The following is a 16,570-nucleotide window of genomic DNA, read 5'->3' on the forward strand; positions in this document are numbered from 1 at the left end:
AAAAGCCCTAATAACCATGAGATTTATAAAATGAAAATTAACTTACATAACCCTGTTGAAGAAGCTCAAATTCAAATTCTTCCCCTCATTGATGTCATCTTTTGTATTTTGACGTTCTTTATTTTGGCTGCTTTGCAATTTACTCGACAGCAGGCTATTAACATCGATTTACCCAAAGCTAAAACGGGTACATCTGCTGCTGGTGTCGTATCGCAAGCAGGACGGGACATATTACCTGTGACTATTGATGCTGTTGGTCAAACTTACGTAGAAAAACAGCCTATCGATCGCGAACAACTGAAGTCCGCTTTAGAGGACTATATCAAAAAGAACCCACAAGGGGTTTTTGTTCTCAATGCCTCTAGATCTGCAACCTATAACGATGTTATCGAAATGTTAGATCTATTGCGATCTGTGGGAGGCGATCGCGTTTCTTTGGGAATTATTCCCAGTACTTCAGGTCAATCAACAGATCCCAATGTACCGACTTCTCCCTCTTTTCCAAATAATCCCAATGTACCGGGAGGAAGTTTACCAAATACTGTTACCCCAGATCTGTTTAATCCTCCACCTGCACCAAACCAAATTCCTTCCGGAGGGAGTATTACTCCTGTGAATCCATCTGGAAATTCTTCTTCCTTACCTCAAGTACCTGCGGGTGGAAAACCGAATCCTGCTCGAAATAGGTAGGAATGCATGCAGAATACGGGATTTGTAGGGTGGGAATAGCCCGCCCTATTCTCGTTTCCAGGCTTCACCTGGGAACGAGCGTGAAAGTTAAAGAGATCTAAATTAAATATCAGTCAAAGAAAGATTTCTGCTAACTTACAAATTGTTGATTTCATGTCAGGCTTTGTTAAGCAATAGATCGAAATCCTTGTGATGCGATCCGGCTGTATAGCCGTTAAGCGTCACTTATCGCCTTTTGGGTAACTTCCAAAGGGAGCATTGCCAGTTACATTTGCTAAGAGGTTGTGGTAATGAATATCGGGGCATTATTACTTGTTTGGCTGGTAACAGCCATTGGCTTATTTGTTGTTAGCAAGCTGCCATTTGGAGTTGAAATTGACTCACCAGAAAAAGCTTTTATTTCCGCAGCCGTTCTGGGAATTGTAACAGCAGTTGTCAGACCACTTCTACGCCTTGTATTTGCCGTTCCCAACTTTCTGACTTTTAATTTGTTATCGAGCTTCTTCACATTTATTATCTCTGTTGTCAGTTTTGGGATTGCAGCTCGGTTAGTACCGGGTTTCCGCCTGCGTTACGGTGCGGGAAGCGCTATTTTAGGAGCTCTTACGCTCTCTATTCTCAGTAGTTTAATCTACCATTTGTTAGGAGTTTAAAAATTTGCAAGTCGTTAGTAGCTAAGAACCACTAACTGCTAACGACTCACGACTCATGACTAACTAGTACTAGACTGCTGACTTCTTTGTTCTCTTCGTTTGCGGTCGGCTGAGAGCAAATCAGACATCACTGCTAGTGCTTGAGTCACTTTGTCTAAGTTAGAACGGTAAATTTCCAAATCTTTACTGAGTTTGTCATCAGATAGATGCAATCCATCAGCAATTTTTTTCAGTGCTTCGGTAAGTTGCTTTTGGTCTTTTACAAGTTCTGGGTCTGACAATTCCAGTAAAGAAAAAACTCCAATCGCAAACAAGCGATTGTACTTAAAAGCTGGATTTTTGGAAATTTCTTGCAGCGAGGACTGAAGCTCGGCATCCCTGTCTAAATGCGTTTGTTGACTTAACCACGCAATTAATTCCGAAGGTGGTAAACTTTTCGCTACAGATTGTAATCTTTGAGCATCTTGTCTGTAACGCTGCGGATCTTCTTCTAACGCTCGCACAAGAGCGTTGAAAATCGACTCCTTATCCCGTTCTGGCTGGTAGCCTTGCATAAAACGCTCAAAGGCTGTAACGACGCCCAGGGCATAAATTGGTTCATAGCCAAAATCTACATTGACTGACAGCAAATGCATTTCCACCATTAACTCTTCCACAACCCGACGGTAGATAGTATTTATCGGGCGGGTATGAAGGTTGTAGAAAGTTCGCTTAGTATCAGAGACAGTACGGACGTTATTCACAAAGCATAATTATAAGGGCGACGTATTTTTATTCTCTCGCTTTAGGGCAACTTTGCCAAGTTCGGGTTTTCTCTTTGTATCAAACTGGTCTAAAATTCGGGATCGATAGCTGTTTGCTTCTACACAATATGACTGTCTCGCAACCACTACTGACCCTTGCTCGCTATCTTCTTGGTGAGTTTGATAATCGAGAACAAGCTCTTGCAGATCCTGCTTGGTACGTTCATTTGCGCCTGTGGCATAGAAAAGTGCCTCTTTTTCAAGAAGATAGCGTCACCATTTTTGCCGAACAGGCCAATATTGTCCAACTTGATAAACCTTACCGTCAGAGAATTTTACGTCTTACCGAAGGACAAAATACTCATGCACCCCTAAAAGCGCAATATTATATGCCTAAAAATCCCACCGCTCTACTAGGTGCCGGTCGCAACCCCGATTTACTCAATAGGCTCACTTATGACCAATTAGAATTGCTGCCAAGCTGCGTATTAGATGTCAAACAGGATACTTTAGCCCCTAATAGCTATAAGTTTACTGCCACTCCACCAGCAAACACTCTTTGCAGTTTTACTTATGGTGGCAGTACTATACAAATCTCTTTGGGTTTTGAATCTACTGAAGATCGATTTATGAGTTTTGACAAAGGGATTGACCCGAGCAGTGGAAAAGCTACTTGGGGTGCAATTTTAGGACCTTATCGCTACAATAAACGAGAACAGTTTTAATTTTGATTTTGGATTTTAGATTTGAATCGAAAATCTACGCATTTAACTAGCGATACTGCGAGGTACGCCTTCCAAGGCTTCCTCTTCAGTTTCAAATATCTCAAAAACAGTATCCATCATAGTAACTTCAAACACGAGTTTGGCTTCTGGATGGACGTTACAAATCCGAAAACTACCTTTGACTTTATCAGCATCACGCATTCCGGCGACTAAGGATGTTAACCCAGAACTATCAATAAAATTGACCTGACCGAGATTAACCACCACATGGCGGCTTAGTTTGGAAATACATTCTTGCAACTTCAAGCGAAATTGCCAAGCTGTAGTGATATCAAGTCGTCCTGATGGTGTCAGAACGATAACCGTATTTCCATCTTGAGTTGTATAAGTTTGCTGATCGATATGAATCACTGAGTCTCCCCTTAGCACTCCTCAAACATCCTCTCATTTCAAGTAAAGTGGACTATCGCTGGCCCTAGCTCTATATGACAAAGCTACAGATCTTTCTGTCATTATTTTTGCTAGGTGCTTACCTTTAGTAGTTTAACTTACTTAATTTGGCATTGGGGATTGGGGTAATTCGCAATTCTTGATTAATTACGAATTACGAATTACGAATTACGAATTAGAATAGTTTGCCCAATCTTGCGGTTTGAGGAACGTTTCGTATAACTCCGCTTCAGGAGAATTGGGTTCGGGTTGATAGCCGTATTCCCAGCGCACCAGGGGTGGAAGTGACATCAGGATAGACTCGGTGCGTCCGTTGGTTTGCAGCCCGAAAATTGTGCCCCTATCATATACCAAATTGAATTCTACGTACCTTCCCCGGCGATACAGTTGAAAATTCCTTTCGCGATCGCCGTATTCCATTTTGTGTCGCCTTTCCACAATTGGCAAATAGGATGGTAGGAAAGCGTTCCCACAATCTTGTATAAAAGCAAAAAGTTGCTCCCAACTGCGGGGTGCTAATTCCCCAATTTCGTTGCTGCAAACAGCAGCCGCACTATCTTTATGGGGACCCCGATACAAAGCTCCCCGTCCATCCTGGTAATCAAAAAATAATCCGCCAACACCGCGTGTCTCTTTCCGGTGTGTGAGGTAGAAATATTCGTCACACCAACGCTTAAACACCGGATAATAATCTGGAGAATTTGCATCACAAGCCTGCTTGAGTGTTTTGTGAAAATGTGCTGCATCTTCAGCAAAAGGATAGTATGGTGTGAGATCTGCTCCGCCTCCAAACCACCACACAGGTCCCGCTTCAAAGTAGCGGTAATTTAAATGAACTGTTGGCACATAAGGATTGCGGGGATGTAACACCATTGAAGTACCTGTGGCATAAAAACCATGCCCTGCCGCTTCTGGACGTTGAGCTATGATAGAGGGCGGCAATTGAGAACCCCAAACTTCCGAAAAATTTACACCGCCTTGTTCAAATATTGCACCCTCACGCATGACACGAGAGCGTCCGCCGCCACCTTCTGGGCGTTCCCAAGAGTCCTCGTGAAATTGTCCCATGCCATCGAGTTCTGCCAACGTTTGAGAAATTTGGTCTTGTAACTGTTTCATAAACTGACTGACTCTGGTTTTAGCGTCAGCCGGCAGGGTTTGTGTGGTTTCTACTGGTAAAGTTGGGATTTGGGCGTTGGTCAACATAAACTCTAATACAAGTGTTTGGCATGACTACAGTTTAGTTATTTTCTCTCAAATGCGTGTAAGCTTGTATGTTTGTTTATTTTTCTCAACTTATTTGTGGTTGCGTAAAGTTTAAGTATTGTTTCGACAATTTGGCAAACGCCTTTGTCGTTCATACTTCATTCTTCAGATGGCTTGCTATCTATAGGGAAATTTTGAGAAAGTTAAATGCGAAGTTTAACGACAGAGCAGATGTTCACTGTGTCAAAGTTACCAGTTGTAGCGTGTAGCGAGGAGGACTACTAGGAAGATGCTAAGTTGTTTATCCAAATTCGTCCATCGCAAACGTCGTCTGTTTTGCGCTTCTCTGGTGCGAACGTATCGAGAGATCAGTTCTGCTTCTGTAGATGAATTATGGCAAAAAGTGGTGGATATAGCGGATGTTTCTTGGCATCCACTACTTAAAAGTACTAACGTCCCCTATGGCTTAGTTCCAAAACCCGGTTTAATTTATCAAGCAGTTACGCGTTTGTCTCCCATTCCTATTAGGATTTTTGTGGAGAGTGTGAATCCTAGAGAATTATTGAGTATACGAGTGCTAGCTATTCCCGGAGTGGAGGAACGAGTTACTTACAAAATTGAGTCTAGTGTCTGTGGAACTTGTTTATCTTACTCGGTGACATTACGCGGTTGGCTCTCACCTCTGATTTGGTCGTTTTCCCGCCCTTATGCAGATCGTGTTGCAAGAGCGTTAGTTGAAGCGGCTGAGGTGTCAGGACAAACAAAGTCTATCAAGGATAGTTGTTTTGATTTTTAGTGAATTGTTAGTGGTTGGTGGTTAGTAGTATAAAAATACTAACAATCGACAACTAACAACTAACAATTCCCCAATAAAGTTAAGATTCTAAATAGACAAGAACTTTTTGTAAAAAATTGTTGCAACAATAAGGCAAACAAAGACTATGTATGACGTGCTCGATTCTCACTCAGTTTTAGAAGTGTTGCGTCCGGTACAAGATCCAGAACTCCGCAAAAGTCTGGTTGAAATGAATATGATTCGCAACATCAAAATTGATGGCGGTCAGGTTAGCTTTACTTTAGTACTGACAACTCCTGCATGTCCTTTGCGTGAATTTATTGTTGAAGATTGTCAAAAAGCGGTTAAGCAGCTACCGGGTGTCACAAATGTTTCTGTAGAGGTGACAGCAGAAACACCCCAGCAAAAAAGTTTACCCGATCGCAATGGAATTCCAGGTGTCAAAAATATTCTTGCAGTTTCTAGTGGTAAGGGAGGAGTCGGTAAAAGTACAGTTGCCGTTAATGTAGCGGTTGCGTTAGCACAGACAGGAGCAAAAGTTGGTTTGCTTGATGCCGATATCTACGGTCCTAACGATCCCACTATGCTAGGTCTTGGTGATGCTGAAATGGTTGTAAGGTCAACACCAAAAGGAGAAATTCTAGAACCTGCTTTCAATCATGGTGTCAAACTCGTCTCTATGGGATTTTTGATTGACCGGGATCAACCCGTTATTTGGCGCGGACCGATGCTGAATGGCGTCATTCGCCAATTTCTCTACCAAGTTGAGTGGGAAGAGTTAGACTATTTGATTGTAGATATGCCTCCCGGAACGGGTGATGCTCAGCTAACACTAGCACAGGCAGTTCCAATGGCAGGGGCAGTTATTGTCACTACTCCACAAACTGTAGCACTATTGGACGCTCGTAAGGGCTTGCGAATGTTCCAGCAAATGAATGTGCCAATTTTGGGAATAGTAGAAAATATGAGCTACTTTATCCCACCAGATATGCCAGATAAACAGTATGACATTTTTGGTTCTGGGGGTGGTTCTAAAACTGCGGCTGAATTGGGGGTACCGTTACTAGGATGCGTACCTATAGAAATTTCCACCAGAATTGGTGGTGATAGTGGTATTCCCATTGTTGTTTCCGATCCAGGCTCAGCAAGTGCTAAAGCTTTAAGTGCGATCGCTCTTGCTATTGCGGGTAAAGTATCAGTTGCTGCTTTGACCTAAAAATTGTCAAAATTTGTCTGGTTGAAGCAACATAAATAGCGAATAATTAATTCAAAATATTTAAAAATTCCACAATGTTGTTAAAACGTTCGCTTCCTAGAGTTCGCTGGAAGTATTGGTTTAAACCGTGGCAACAAGTAGATTTGTTGTTATTTGTATTACCAGTAGCCCTGACCGTATTTGGCGGTGTCATGATCCGCAGTACAGAGTTGAACCAGGGTCTCACGGACTGGTGGTGGCATTGGCTGATGGGCGGTATCGGTCTCATCCTAGCCCTTTTCATTTCTAGATGCCGTTATGAGAACCTAATTCAGTTGCACTGGATAACATACGCCATAACAAACGCTAGCTTGATTGCAGTTATGCTGGTTGGTCACAGTGCTAAAGGCGCACAGCGGTGGATTAGCGTTGCGGGCTTTAACGTACAACCTTCAGAATTCGCCAAAATAGGTTTAATCATTACCTTAGCAGTGATGTTACACAAACGCACTGCTTCTAATTTAGATAATGTTATTAGAGCTTTAGGAATTACCGCAGTGCCTTGGGCTTTGGTGTTTTTGCAACCAGATTTAGCAACATCTCTTGTATTTGGTGCGATCGTCTTGGGGATGTTGTATTGGGCAAACGCTAACCCCGGTTGGTTGATACTGCTAGTTTCCCCTATTTTTGCAGGTATTCTATTTGGCATACACTGGCCTTTCTCCATAGCGTTATTTGGTGATTTCACTTTGACACCCTTGGGCTTGCTATGGTCGTTTGCCATGGGATTGCTTGGTTTTTTAACTCTTCCTTGGCGGCGATACGGGCTTGGCGGTATAGGTGCTTTGTCTCTCAATCTTTTGGGAGGGGAGTTGGGTGTTTTTGCGTGGAATCACGTATTAAAAGAATATCAAAAAGACCGATTAACCGTATTTGTCAACCCCGAACACGATCCTTTGGGAGCAGGATATCACCTCATCCAGTCCCGTATTGCTATTGGTGCTGGTGAATGGTGGGGATGGGGTCTTTTTAAAGGTCCCATGACTCAGTTAAATTTCGTTCCGGAACAGCACACAGACTTTATCTTCTCAGCTGTAGGTGAGGAATTTGGTTTTATTGGCTGCTTGGTCATTCTCTTTGTCTTTTGTTTGGTTTGTCAACGCCTGCTACACGTTGCTCAAACTTCTAAAGATAATTTTGGTTCGCTCTTGGCCATAGGTGTGTTATCCATGATCGTGTTCCAAATGGTTGTCAACATTGGCATGACTGTTGGTTTAGCACCAGTGGCGGGAATTCCTCTCCCTTGGATGAGTTACGGACGTTCTGCCATGCTGAAAAACTTTATTGCTTTGGGACTTGTTGAGTCGGTTGCCAATTTCCGCCAGCGACAGAAGTATTAATTTTGGCTAATGGGTAGTGGCTAATGGCTGGCTTGGTGCTGATGGAAGACGGGCTAATAAAAGAACAATTAGCAATTAGCCATTAGCCATTAGCAATTTAGTATAAGCTAGAGGTAGGAGCAAGCAAGGGTAAAAACGATGATTCTTCTGCCTGGAGCAACTGTTCGTGTCAAGAATCCCGCAGATACTTACTATCGCTATGAAGGTCTCGTGCAACGGGTGAGTGATGGAAAAGTAGCTGTCCTATTTGAAGGTGGTAATTGGGATAAGTTAATTACATTTCGTCTTTCAGAGTTGGAACTTGTAGAAACAACAGCACGAAAGAAAAAGTAAAACTATGAAGGATGAAGTATGAAGGATAAAGTATAAAACTTCCTATCCTCCGTCTTTTATCCTTTATCCTTTACCCTTCATCCTTGTCTTATGCGCCTTCCCCTACCACAGTTTGATAGAAGCAATCGTCATCCCAACCATATTGCTGAGGTGATAGAAACGTCAACTTGCGAGTTTTTAGCTCAGTGTTTGGAACCTGATGATTTAAGTTTTCCCTCAATGCCTCCTTTTGGTAGCTGGGTTCGTTCTTTGGATGAAGAATCCGGGAATCAAATTTATGGCGTTGTCTATCATGTGACAACTATGCCCATAGATTCGGTGCATCGAGCAGTAGCGTTGGGTCTGTCACTAGAAGACTTGCGCTCGGAGCAACCTCAAATTTTTGCTATGCTTAAAACCGAGTTTCGGGCTGCAATTGTGGGGTTTGAACAACCGGGAAATGATACGTTTGTTAGCGGTAGAATTTACCAATATCTACCACCTCGTCCACCTCAAATCCATCAAGCAGTTTATCGCTGCGAACCGGAAAAGATAATTAAATTCACCGAAGAACTTGATTTTTTACAGACATTGCTTTCTATCAGTGGTGCTCCAGTAGATTCTCTAACTGCAGCGGCTATTAGAGATGTATATCAGCTACGCAAAGCCGACAGACAATGGCTTGTAAAAGCAGGACGTACTCTCAGTGTACTGCTTAAAGAGGATTACGATCGCCTGCGATTTATCTTAAGCCAAATCCACCCATAGGTAGTTAGTTTTTAGATAATCGTTTGGGTAGTGTAAGGAAAATTTTTATTTCTTTTCAGGGTAAATTTGCAAATTGTTAAGTTTTAATAAATAAGAGACACTTCGCTCGAAGCTCCTCTATTGCCATTTCTGCGTCCTACCTATGGAACTCACATTACAAGTTCTTGCTTTGGAACCCGCTTTCCAAGTTCTTAGCAAGGAACCTATTGTTCCCATTGCTATTCTGTTGGTAGTCATTTTAGTTGTACCAATCCTGTTTGAGCGGCTGCGATTGCCTGGATTAGTAGGATTGCTTCTTGCTGGGTTAGTCCTCGGACCTCATGGCTGCAATATTTTGCGTCAAGATTCTGCCGTCATAAATTTACTCTCATATATTGGGTTAGTTTACCTGATGTTTGTGGCGGGGTTACAAGTAGATATACAACAATTTCATCGGGTAAAAAATCGTTCGTTGGGATTCGGATTTTTTACATTTATAGTTCCTTTACTAGTAGGAACTGCTATAGGGCGAATTTTTAACTTTGATTGGAATGCGGCTATTTTGATTGGCTCTTTATTGGCTTCCCACACTTTGGTTGCATATCCCATGATTGGTCGTTTGGGTGTTGTCAATAATGAAGCTGTAGCTGTTACTGTCGGAGCCACTATTGTTACTGATTTTGGTGCTTTACTAGTCTTGGCGATTAGCTTAGCCGTTCATAAAGCCGAGCAATTTAACTATAACTTAGTGGTTGGATTAATTAGTTCTTTAATTGTCTACTCAATTGTCGTTCTAGTAGGTTTTGATTGGTTGGGTAAAGAATTTTTTCGCCGCTCGGGGGATGAGGAAGGAAATCAATTTTTATTTGTGATTCTTGCTGTATTTGTGACTTTTGTAGGATCGCAGATCGTTGGCGTGGACAAGATTTTCGGAGCTTTCTTAGCTGGTTTGGCTGTTAATGAAACAGTGGGAGAAGGTCCGGCTAAAGATAAGGTATTATTCATTGGCAATGTATTATTTATTCCGATTTTCTTTGTGAATCTGGGTTTGCAGGTCGATTTACCTTCTTTGACAACCAATTTTAAGACTTTAGGGTTAACGGTTCTGATTGTTGTTGGTTTATCGATCGCTAAATTTATCGCGGCTTTTTTAGCAAAGGTAACTTACCGATACACTTGGCAAGAAGTCATGACAATGTGGTCGCTGTCAATACCGCAAGTAGGAACGACGTTAGCAGCAGCACTGGTTGGTTATCAAGCTAAATTGCTAAATATTCAGATTCTAAACAGCATTATTATTTTGATGCTGTTGACTTCAATACTGGGACCGCTGATAACGAATCGCGCAGCTGTAGGTTTAACTTCTCCACCGTGCAAAGAGCAGAAGCCAATTGTACCTCCTCAGCAAAAGTCAGAGGAACGAGAAAGTCAGTATACCATTATAGTCCCCGTGTACAATCCCCAAACACAGCAACACCTGATTGAAATGGCGGTACTGCTGGCACGGCAAACACATGGTAAGATTGTCCCCCTCGCGATCGCAACGGCTTTTGCTCATATGGATGCTCCGCACGTGGAAGCCTCCGTTCAACGAAGTCAAAGGTTGTTAGCAAAAGCAACAGCACTGAGTAAAGTTATGGGTGTTGAGGCTCAACCCTTAATGCGAATAGACGATGCTTTTGCTCACGGAATTAGTCGGGCTTCTCGAGAACAAAAAGCAAGTTTGATTGTCATGGGTTGGGGTAAACGGACTGGGTTAAAAGCACGTTTGTTTGGTAATGTCATTGATAGCGTTCTATGGTCTTCTCATTGCCCGGTAGCTGTCACTCGTTTGGTTGATTCACCAAGTAAAATTCAAAGGATTTTAGTTCCATTAGAAAATTTGACGCCACCTTCTTTACAATCGGTACAGTTTGCCCAAATTTTAGCAGAAGCAAATCAAGCACAAGTGACCGTGCTGAATGTTTGCGAACGTCGTACCAGTTCAAGTAAAATTGCTTGGCGGCGATCGCAACTCTCGCTCACTATATCTAAACTTGGGACACCAAACCCGCCAGAGATTCAGATTCTAGCTCATGAGAATACCGCTCAAGCAATTTTACAGGCAGCTAGATTATTTGATTTAGTCGTATTGCCTTTTGTCCGCAATCGTACTAGCCCCGATAGGTTAGCAATTAGTGATGTCACCACTCAATTGGCTAATCAACTCACTTGTTCCATCGTCATGCTTGGAGAACCCCAACGCACTCAAACAGCAGCTGTACCGGCTAATGTTCCGACAACCACAGCAGCCATGTCTGAGGGGATTGTGTAATCAGCGTTCAATATTCGTGACAAATACGTTAACAAACTTTACTTTTATAAAGAGTTTGTAAAATCTAGGTTAAACACTAACAACAAGCAGACAATGTTTGTTATTTTTTTTATGTCTTGTTAAGACCCGCGAGTACACAGATAACAAGCGCTCATCCAGGGGCAACTAGCTACATCCATCCAGAACTCTCGAAAAAAGCATATTTCTTTTGCTGTATTTTTGTTTAAAGCCTGGGTAATCTAAGTACAAGCGCAAGCGAAGAAAGCAAACATTTGTTAGTAACTGGTAAACTATGAGAATTTTGGTAACAGGCGGTGCTGGGTTTATTGGCTCCCATCTTATCGATCGGTTAATAACCGATGGACATGAAGTGATTTGCCTTGACAACTTTTATACAGGACACAAACGTAATATCCTGAAATGGTTGGATCACCCATATTTCGAGATGATCCGTCATGACATCACCGAGCCAATTAGATTAGAAGTCGATCAAATTTACCATTTGGCTTGTCCTGCTTCCCCAGTACATTACCAGTACAATCCCGTAAAAACAGTTAAAACCAACGTGATGGGTACGTTGAATATGTTGGGGTTGGCTAAGCGTGTCAAAGCAAGATTTTTGTTAGCTTCAACAAGTGAAGTATACGGAGATCCAAACGTTCATCCTCAAAGTGAAGAGTACTGGGGTAATGTGAATCCTATTGGAATTCGCTCTTGCTATGACGAAGGAAAACGCATTGCAGAAACTTTGGCTTTTGATTACTACAGACAAAACAAAGTAGATGTCCGTGTTGCCAGAATATTTAACACCTACGGACCTCGAATGCTGGAAAATGACGGTCGGGTCGTTAGCAACTTTGTGGTTCAAGCATTGCGGGGAACTCCTCTGACTGTTTATGGAGAGGGTTCGCAAACCCGCAGTTTTTGCTATGTCTCTGATTTGGTAGACGGTCTGATGCGTCTGATGAATAACGAATACGTCGGTCCAGTGAATTTGGGAAATCCTGATGAGTATACAATTCTGGAGTTAGCCCAAGCGGTGCAAAACTTAGTTAACCCTGACGCAAAAATTCAGTTTGAGCCACTACCTTCTGACGATCCACGTCGTCGCCGCCCTGATATTACAAGAGCAAAAACTTGGTTAAATTGGGAACCTAGCGTTCCTTTGCAACAGGGGTTAAAACTGACTGTAGAAGATTTTCGCGAGCGCATTAAAAATGGCCAATAGCTAATGGCAAGAAAACTGTTAGCTCTGGGAACCATAAATTTATAGTTTTTGCTCCCACTGAAAAGTTTCTTCAATCACCCCATAAAACGAGGAATAAAACGAAATGCGTGTTTGTGTTATAGGTACTGGTTACGTTGGTTTGGTTACAGGTGCGTGCTTAGCTCACATTGGTCATGATGTTATTTGTGTAGACAATAACGAAGAGAAAGTTAAAATTATGAAGTCCGGGCAATCACCGATATTTGAGCCGGGACTCTCAGAAATTATGCAATCTGCAATTAACGCAGAAAAGATTCAATTTACTACAGATTTGGCTGCAGGCGTTGCTCACGGAGAAATTTTGTTTATTGCAGTCGGAACACCGCCTCTACCAACTGGTGAAAGCGATACTCGTTACGTTGAAGCAGTTGCTCGCGGTATTGGCGCTCACTTAAACGGTGGTTATAAAGTTATTGTTAACAAGTCTACAGTACCTATCGGTTCTGGAGACTGGGTAAGAATGATTGTTTTAGATGGTATTGCCGAACGTCAAAAAACACTTGTGACTGCAGGTGGTGGTTCGGAATTAGAAAAATTGCCTGAAATTACAGCAGAGTTTGATGTAGTCAGTAACCCAGAGTTTCTGCGGGAAGGTTCAGCAGTATATGATACCTTCAACCCAGACCGTATTGTTGTGGGAGGTAACAGCCCCAGAGCTCTCGCTTTGATGCAACAACTCTATACTCCCATTGTTGAGCGCAAATTTGCCGAAGATCCGTCTTTACCTCCAGTACCTGTATTGACAACAGATTTGAGTTCGGCAGAAATGATTAAATATGCTGCTAACGCTTTCTTGGCAACTAAGATTAGTTTTATTAACGAAGTTGCTAACATTTGCGATCGCGTTGGTGCTGACGTGACTCAAGTTGCAAAAGGTATCGGTTTAGACTCCCGTATCGGTAACAAGTTCTTGAACGCTGGTATCGGTTGGGGTGGTTCTTGTTTCCCTAAAGATGTTGCAGCATTAATTCATACTGCTGATGACTACGGTTATGAAGCTCAGTTAATGAAAGCAGCTGTAAGCGTTAACGAGCGCCAGCGATTAATTGCCATTGAAAAACTACAGCAAGCTTTGAAAATTCTTAAAGGTAAATCTATTGGATTGTTAGGTTTAACCTTTAAGCCCGATACAGACGATATGCGCGATGCGCCCGCTCTCAATATTATCGAGCAGTTGAACCGCTTGGGCGCAAAAGTGAAAGCTTATGACCCAATTGTTTCCCAAACAGGTATGCGTCATGGTTTGAGCGGCGTATTGGTAGAAACCGATGCTGAAAGACTTGCTGATGGTTGTGATGCATTGGTACTTGTCACTGAATGGGAACAATTCAAAAACTTAGATTATGCCAAAATGGCTCAACTTATGAGTCATCCAGTCATGGTTGATGGTCGTAATTATCTTGACCCAGAGACAATGATTCGGGCTGGTTTCCAGTATATTGGTGTTGGTCGGTAGATTTTGGATGCGTGGATTTGGGATTTTGGATGAGAGCCAAAATCTAGCTACAAGCAAGTTTGAAATGACTAACAAACTGATATTCTAGCTTTAGTTTTACCGCAGAACGGCAGAGGGTAAACATCAACCTCTGCCGTATTCCTGCATAACAAAACTAAGTCCGATCCCTTCGTATTTTGCTTCATGACTCGCAACAGACGATTCTCCAAAAATTAACCGTCTTCATTCAAAAAATCAGTCATTGCCTTGATTTTTCCAGCACAATCGCGATCGTGCTTAAAAATGATAATGCCTGGTCAACTAGCTCCTCCGGAAGGGTTATAATTGCTTCGAGCAGTTGAGACCTGTTACTCATAACGACAACAAAATTTTTTTCCTTTATTTTATCCTAGTACATAAATTGATTTTGTTCCTCATCCTGCTAATAATGAAGAAGGATGTGTTTTAGAAGTGTTCAGTGTTACAGGTGAATCAATCGCTGTCAAGCAACTATAATGTAGCTAGGAGGAAAAGAATAATGCTGCAAACTATAGAAGGAATTTACAAGAACGGCAAAATCGAACTTGCTGAAACACCACAAGGCATTAGTGAAAGCCGAGTTTTTGTAACTTTCTTAGAAACAAAACCAACTCATTGGTCGGAAATTATTATGCAGTATCAAGGTGTGACAGAGAATATAGTTTTTGAGTCCTACCGAGACGAACTGCTATCGCCTAAAGAAGTCGAATTTTAAGGATGGGTTATTTACTAGATACTTGTGTAATTAGTGATTTTATTAAGGGAGAAGAAAATACACTTAAGCGATTAAAATCTACTTCTCCTGTTGATATTTTTATTTCATCCTTAACACTAATGGAAGTGAAATATGGATTAGCGATTAATCCCCAAAAGGCTCTTAAAATTCAATCGGCGCTCGAAACTTTCTTAAGTTCAATTACGACATTATCTTTTGCTGCGTCAGAAGCCGAACAAGCTGCTCAGATTAGAAGTATCCTGAAAACAGCAGGTACTCCTATCGGTGCATATGATTTACTAATTGCAGCAACAGCACTAACTCATCATCATATTCTTGTAACATCTAACGAGAGAGAATTTCAAAGAGTACCTAATTTGCAAATGGAGAATTGGCGTTCTTCTTAAATAGGGATTAGGGATTGGCGATTGGGGACTAGAAAAGAAATATTTTCGTTTTTGGTTGTAGGATTTTCTCGCGCTTGCTTATCTTGACAAATTAACTATTATATGTAAGCGTGACATAAGGACGCCACAATCTTTGTGTTTTGCCTCGTGCTGTATCTATGATTGGCGATTGGGAAAGAGACAGCTAAAATCTAAAATTGCAACAATTTGCAAAAAAAGTCAAAGAAATGGATAAGTGACGATCGTGGTATTTCTTTCTTGGTAGTGAGAGAATACGTGTAAGTAAAAACCATAGGCTTGATGGTACATTATCAACATCATGGGCAATACTTTTGGGCATTTGTTTCGCGTTACTACTTTTGGTGAATCCCACGGAGGCGGTGTGGGAGTCGTTATAGACGGTTGTCCTCCACGACTGGAAATTTCTACAGAGGAAATTCAAGTAGAACTGGACAGGCGTCGTCCCGGACAAAGTAAGATTACCACTCCTCGCAAGGAAGCAGACTCTTGTGAGATTTTATCTGGAGTGTTTGAAGGGAAAACTCTGGGAACACCAATAGGAATTTTGGTGCGTAACAAAGATACCCGTTCTCAAGATTACGATGAGATGTCTGTTAAGTATCGCCCGTCTCACGCCGATGCAACTTACGATGCAAAATACGGCATTCGCAATTGGCAAGGTGGAGGTAGATCCTCAGCACGAGAGACTATTGGGCGAGTCGCTGCAGGTGCGATCGCGAAAAAAATTCTTCGCCAAGTTGCTAACGTGGAAGTCATAGGTTACGTCAAGCGCATCAAAGATTTAGAAGCGGCGATCGATCCAAACACTGTTACTTTAGAACAAGTTGAGAGCAATATCGTTCGTTGTCCTGATGCTGAATGTGCAGAACGGATGATTGAACTGATCGAACAAACGGGGAGACAAGGAGATTCCATTGGTGGAGTCGTGGAATGTGTAGCCCGAAATGTACCCAAAGGTTTGGGCGATCCGGTGTTTGATAAGTTGGAAGCCGAGCTTGCTAAAGGTGTCATGTCCCTTCCTGCTAGTAAAGGATTTGAAATTGGTTCTGGTTTTGCAGGAACTTTGTTAACAGGGTTTGAGCATAACGACGAATTTTATATTGATGAGAGCGGTGAAATTCGTACCACCACAAACCATTCTGGGGGAATTCAGGGTGGGATTTCCAACGGTGAGAATATTATTTTGCGTGTTGCTTTTAAGCCAACAGCAACTATTAGAAAAGAACAAAAAACAGTTACCAATGAAGGAGAAGAGACCGTTTTAGCAGGTAAAGGACGCCACGACCCTTGCGTGTTACCTCGTGCTGTACCGATGGTAGAAGCAATGGTGGCAATTGTACTGTGCGATCGCTTATTGCAGCATTACGGTCAGTGCAAAGTTTTGTAGAGAAATTTTATGTTTCATAAATTAACAGTACAAATGTTCTCAAACGGCCTATAAAAAACTCTGTATCG

At 42.0% G+C, this 16,570-nt stretch carries 17 protein-coding genes; 14 read left to right on the forward strand and 3 right to left on the reverse strand.

Annotated features, from left to right (window positions below; all coding sequences use genetic code 11):
- The first annotated feature begins 30 nt into the window (after nt 1-30).
- On the forward strand, nt 31-690 hold the full coding sequence (locus tag AB0756_RS18750; protein ID WP_038084447.1) for an ExbD/TolR family protein: 660 nt from the start codon (nt 31-33) through the stop codon (nt 688-690).
- A gap of 290 nt (nt 691-980) precedes the next feature.
- The gene (locus AB0756_RS18755; protein ID WP_038084449.1) at nt 981-1,343 is read left to right on the forward strand and encodes a phage holin family protein; all 363 of its coding nucleotides are present in this window, start codon (nt 981-983) and stop codon (nt 1,341-1,343) included.
- A 59-nt stretch (nt 1,344-1,402) separates the two neighbouring features.
- Here the strand turns inward: AB0756_RS18755 and psb29 are convergent, their stop codons facing one another.
- Complete coding sequence (gene psb29, locus AB0756_RS18760; RefSeq protein WP_072040759.1) at nt 1,403-2,086, reverse strand: photosystem II biogenesis protein Psp29; 684 nt, start codon at nt 2,084-2,086, stop codon at nt 1,403-1,405.
- A 128-nt stretch (nt 2,087-2,214) separates the two neighbouring features.
- Between psb29 and AB0756_RS18765 the strand changes: the two genes are divergently transcribed.
- Nucleotides 2,215-2,811, forward strand: coding sequence for a chromophore lyase CpcT/CpeT (locus AB0756_RS18765; protein ID WP_038084453.1), 597 nt, complete (start codon nt 2,215-2,217; stop codon nt 2,809-2,811).
- Nucleotides 2,812-2,853: 42 nt separating this feature from the next.
- Here the strand turns inward: AB0756_RS18765 and AB0756_RS18770 are convergent, their stop codons facing one another.
- Nucleotides 2,854-3,222: an STAS domain-containing protein gene (locus tag AB0756_RS18770; RefSeq protein WP_038084456.1), complete on the reverse strand. Its 369-nt coding sequence runs from the start codon at nt 3,220-3,222 to the stop codon at nt 2,854-2,856.
- A 207-nt stretch (nt 3,223-3,429) separates the two neighbouring features.
- Entirely contained in the window at nt 3,430-4,467 is a 1,038-nt protein-coding gene (gene hemF, locus AB0756_RS18775) for an oxygen-dependent coproporphyrinogen oxidase (RefSeq protein ID WP_038084458.1), read from the reverse strand.
- A 289-nt stretch (nt 4,468-4,756) separates the two neighbouring features.
- Here hemF and AB0756_RS18780 point away from each other — a divergent pair, with 289 nt between their 5' ends.
- The 11 genes from AB0756_RS18780 to aroC all read left to right on the forward strand — a co-directional run bounded on the left by AB0756_RS18780 (nt 4,757) and on the right by aroC (nt 16,502).
- Entirely contained in the window at nt 4,757-5,263 is a 507-nt protein-coding gene (locus AB0756_RS18780; RefSeq protein ID WP_038084459.1) for an SRPBCC family protein, read from the forward strand.
- Nucleotides 5,264-5,408: 145 nt separating this feature from the next.
- Complete coding sequence (locus AB0756_RS18785; RefSeq protein ID WP_038084461.1) at nt 5,409-6,479, forward strand: Mrp/NBP35 family ATP-binding protein; 1,071 nt, start codon at nt 5,409-5,411, stop codon at nt 6,477-6,479.
- Nucleotides 6,480-6,553: 74 nt separating this feature from the next.
- Nucleotides 6,554-7,858 carry a rod shape-determining protein RodA gene (gene rodA / locus AB0756_RS18790; protein WP_038084464.1) on the forward strand — a complete coding sequence of 435 codons (1,305 nt, stop codon included), beginning with the start codon at nt 6,554-6,556 and terminating at the stop codon, nt 7,856-7,858.
- Between the two features lie 141 nt (nt 7,859-7,999).
- Nucleotides 8,000-8,191, forward strand: a complete 192-nt coding sequence (locus AB0756_RS18795) for an NAD(P)H dehydrogenase subunit NdhS (RefSeq protein WP_038084475.1) — start codon at nt 8,000-8,002, stop codon at nt 8,189-8,191.
- A 90-nt stretch (nt 8,192-8,281) separates the two neighbouring features.
- Nucleotides 8,282-8,938: an HAS-barrel domain-containing protein gene (locus tag AB0756_RS18800; RefSeq protein ID WP_038084466.1), complete on the forward strand. Its 657-nt coding sequence runs from the start codon at nt 8,282-8,284 to the stop codon at nt 8,936-8,938.
- Nucleotides 8,939-9,080: 142 nt separating this feature from the next.
- Entirely contained in the window at nt 9,081-11,231 is a 2,151-nt protein-coding gene (locus tag AB0756_RS18805) for a cation:proton antiporter domain-containing protein (protein WP_038084467.1), read from the forward strand.
- A gap of 292 nt (nt 11,232-11,523) precedes the next feature.
- Nucleotides 11,524-12,459, forward strand: coding sequence for a UDP-glucuronic acid decarboxylase family protein (locus tag AB0756_RS18810; protein ID WP_050045916.1), 936 nt, complete (start codon nt 11,524-11,526; stop codon nt 12,457-12,459).
- 103 nt (nt 12,460-12,562) lie between these two features.
- A complete protein-coding gene (locus AB0756_RS18815) occupies nt 12,563-13,954 on the forward strand; it encodes a UDP-glucose dehydrogenase family protein (RefSeq protein WP_038079097.1) in 1,392 nt (463 codons plus the stop codon).
- 517 nt (nt 13,955-14,471) lie between these two features.
- Nucleotides 14,472-14,687: a hypothetical protein gene (locus tag AB0756_RS18820; protein ID WP_038079098.1), complete on the forward strand. Its 216-nt coding sequence runs from the start codon at nt 14,472-14,474 to the stop codon at nt 14,685-14,687.
- A 2-nt stretch (nt 14,688-14,689) separates the two neighbouring features.
- Nucleotides 14,690-15,094: a type II toxin-antitoxin system VapC family toxin gene (locus AB0756_RS18825; RefSeq protein WP_038079100.1), complete on the forward strand. Its 405-nt coding sequence runs from the start codon at nt 14,690-14,692 to the stop codon at nt 15,092-15,094.
- A gap of 319 nt (nt 15,095-15,413) precedes the next feature.
- A complete protein-coding gene (gene aroC, locus AB0756_RS18830; protein ID WP_167844702.1) occupies nt 15,414-16,502 on the forward strand; it encodes a chorismate synthase in 1,089 nt (362 codons plus the stop codon).
- Nucleotides 16,503-16,570 lie beyond the last annotated feature (68 nt).

This window comes from Tolypothrix campylonemoides VB511288_2 (assembly GCF_045999855.1).
Lineage (GTDB): Bacteria > Cyanobacteriota > Cyanobacteriia > Cyanobacteriales > Nostocaceae > Scytonema > Scytonema bouteillei_A.

Bases quoted from the DNA above. Each gene is read 5' to 3' on its own strand.
- aroC (WP_167844702.1), top strand. From the start codon at position 15,414: ATGGGCAATACTTTTGGGCATTTGTTTCGCGTTACTACTTTTGGTGAA.
- hemF (WP_038084458.1), bottom strand. From the start codon at position 4,467: ATGTTGACCAACGCCCAAATCCCAACTTTACCAGTAGAAACCACACAA.
- AB0756_RS18815 (WP_038079097.1), top strand. From the start codon at position 12,563: ATGCGTGTTTGTGTTATAGGTACTGGTTACGTTGGTTTGGTTACAGGT.
- AB0756_RS18810 (WP_050045916.1), top strand. From the start codon at position 11,524: ATGAGAATTTTGGTAACAGGCGGTGCTGGGTTTATTGGCTCCCATCTT.
- AB0756_RS18755 (WP_038084449.1), top strand. From the start codon at position 981: ATGAATATCGGGGCATTATTACTTGTTTGGCTGGTAACAGCCATTGGC.
- AB0756_RS18750 (WP_038084447.1), top strand. From the start codon at position 31: ATGAAAATTAACTTACATAACCCTGTTGAAGAAGCTCAAATTCAAATT.
- AB0756_RS18785 (WP_038084461.1), top strand. From the start codon at position 5,409: ATGTATGACGTGCTCGATTCTCACTCAGTTTTAGAAGTGTTGCGTCCG.
- AB0756_RS18820 (WP_038079098.1), top strand. From the start codon at position 14,472: ATGCTGCAAACTATAGAAGGAATTTACAAGAACGGCAAAATCGAACTT.
- AB0756_RS18825 (WP_038079100.1), top strand. From the start codon at position 14,690: ATGGGTTATTTACTAGATACTTGTGTAATTAGTGATTTTATTAAGGGA.
- rodA (WP_038084464.1), top strand. From the start codon at position 6,554: ATGTTGTTAAAACGTTCGCTTCCTAGAGTTCGCTGGAAGTATTGGTTT.
- AB0756_RS18800 (WP_038084466.1), top strand. From the start codon at position 8,282: ATGCGCCTTCCCCTACCACAGTTTGATAGAAGCAATCGTCATCCCAAC.
- AB0756_RS18805 (WP_038084467.1), top strand. From the start codon at position 9,081: ATGGAACTCACATTACAAGTTCTTGCTTTGGAACCCGCTTTCCAAGTT.
- AB0756_RS18765 (WP_038084453.1), top strand. From the start codon at position 2,215: ATGACTGTCTCGCAACCACTACTGACCCTTGCTCGCTATCTTCTTGGT.
- AB0756_RS18780 (WP_038084459.1), top strand. From the start codon at position 4,757: ATGCTAAGTTGTTTATCCAAATTCGTCCATCGCAAACGTCGTCTGTTT.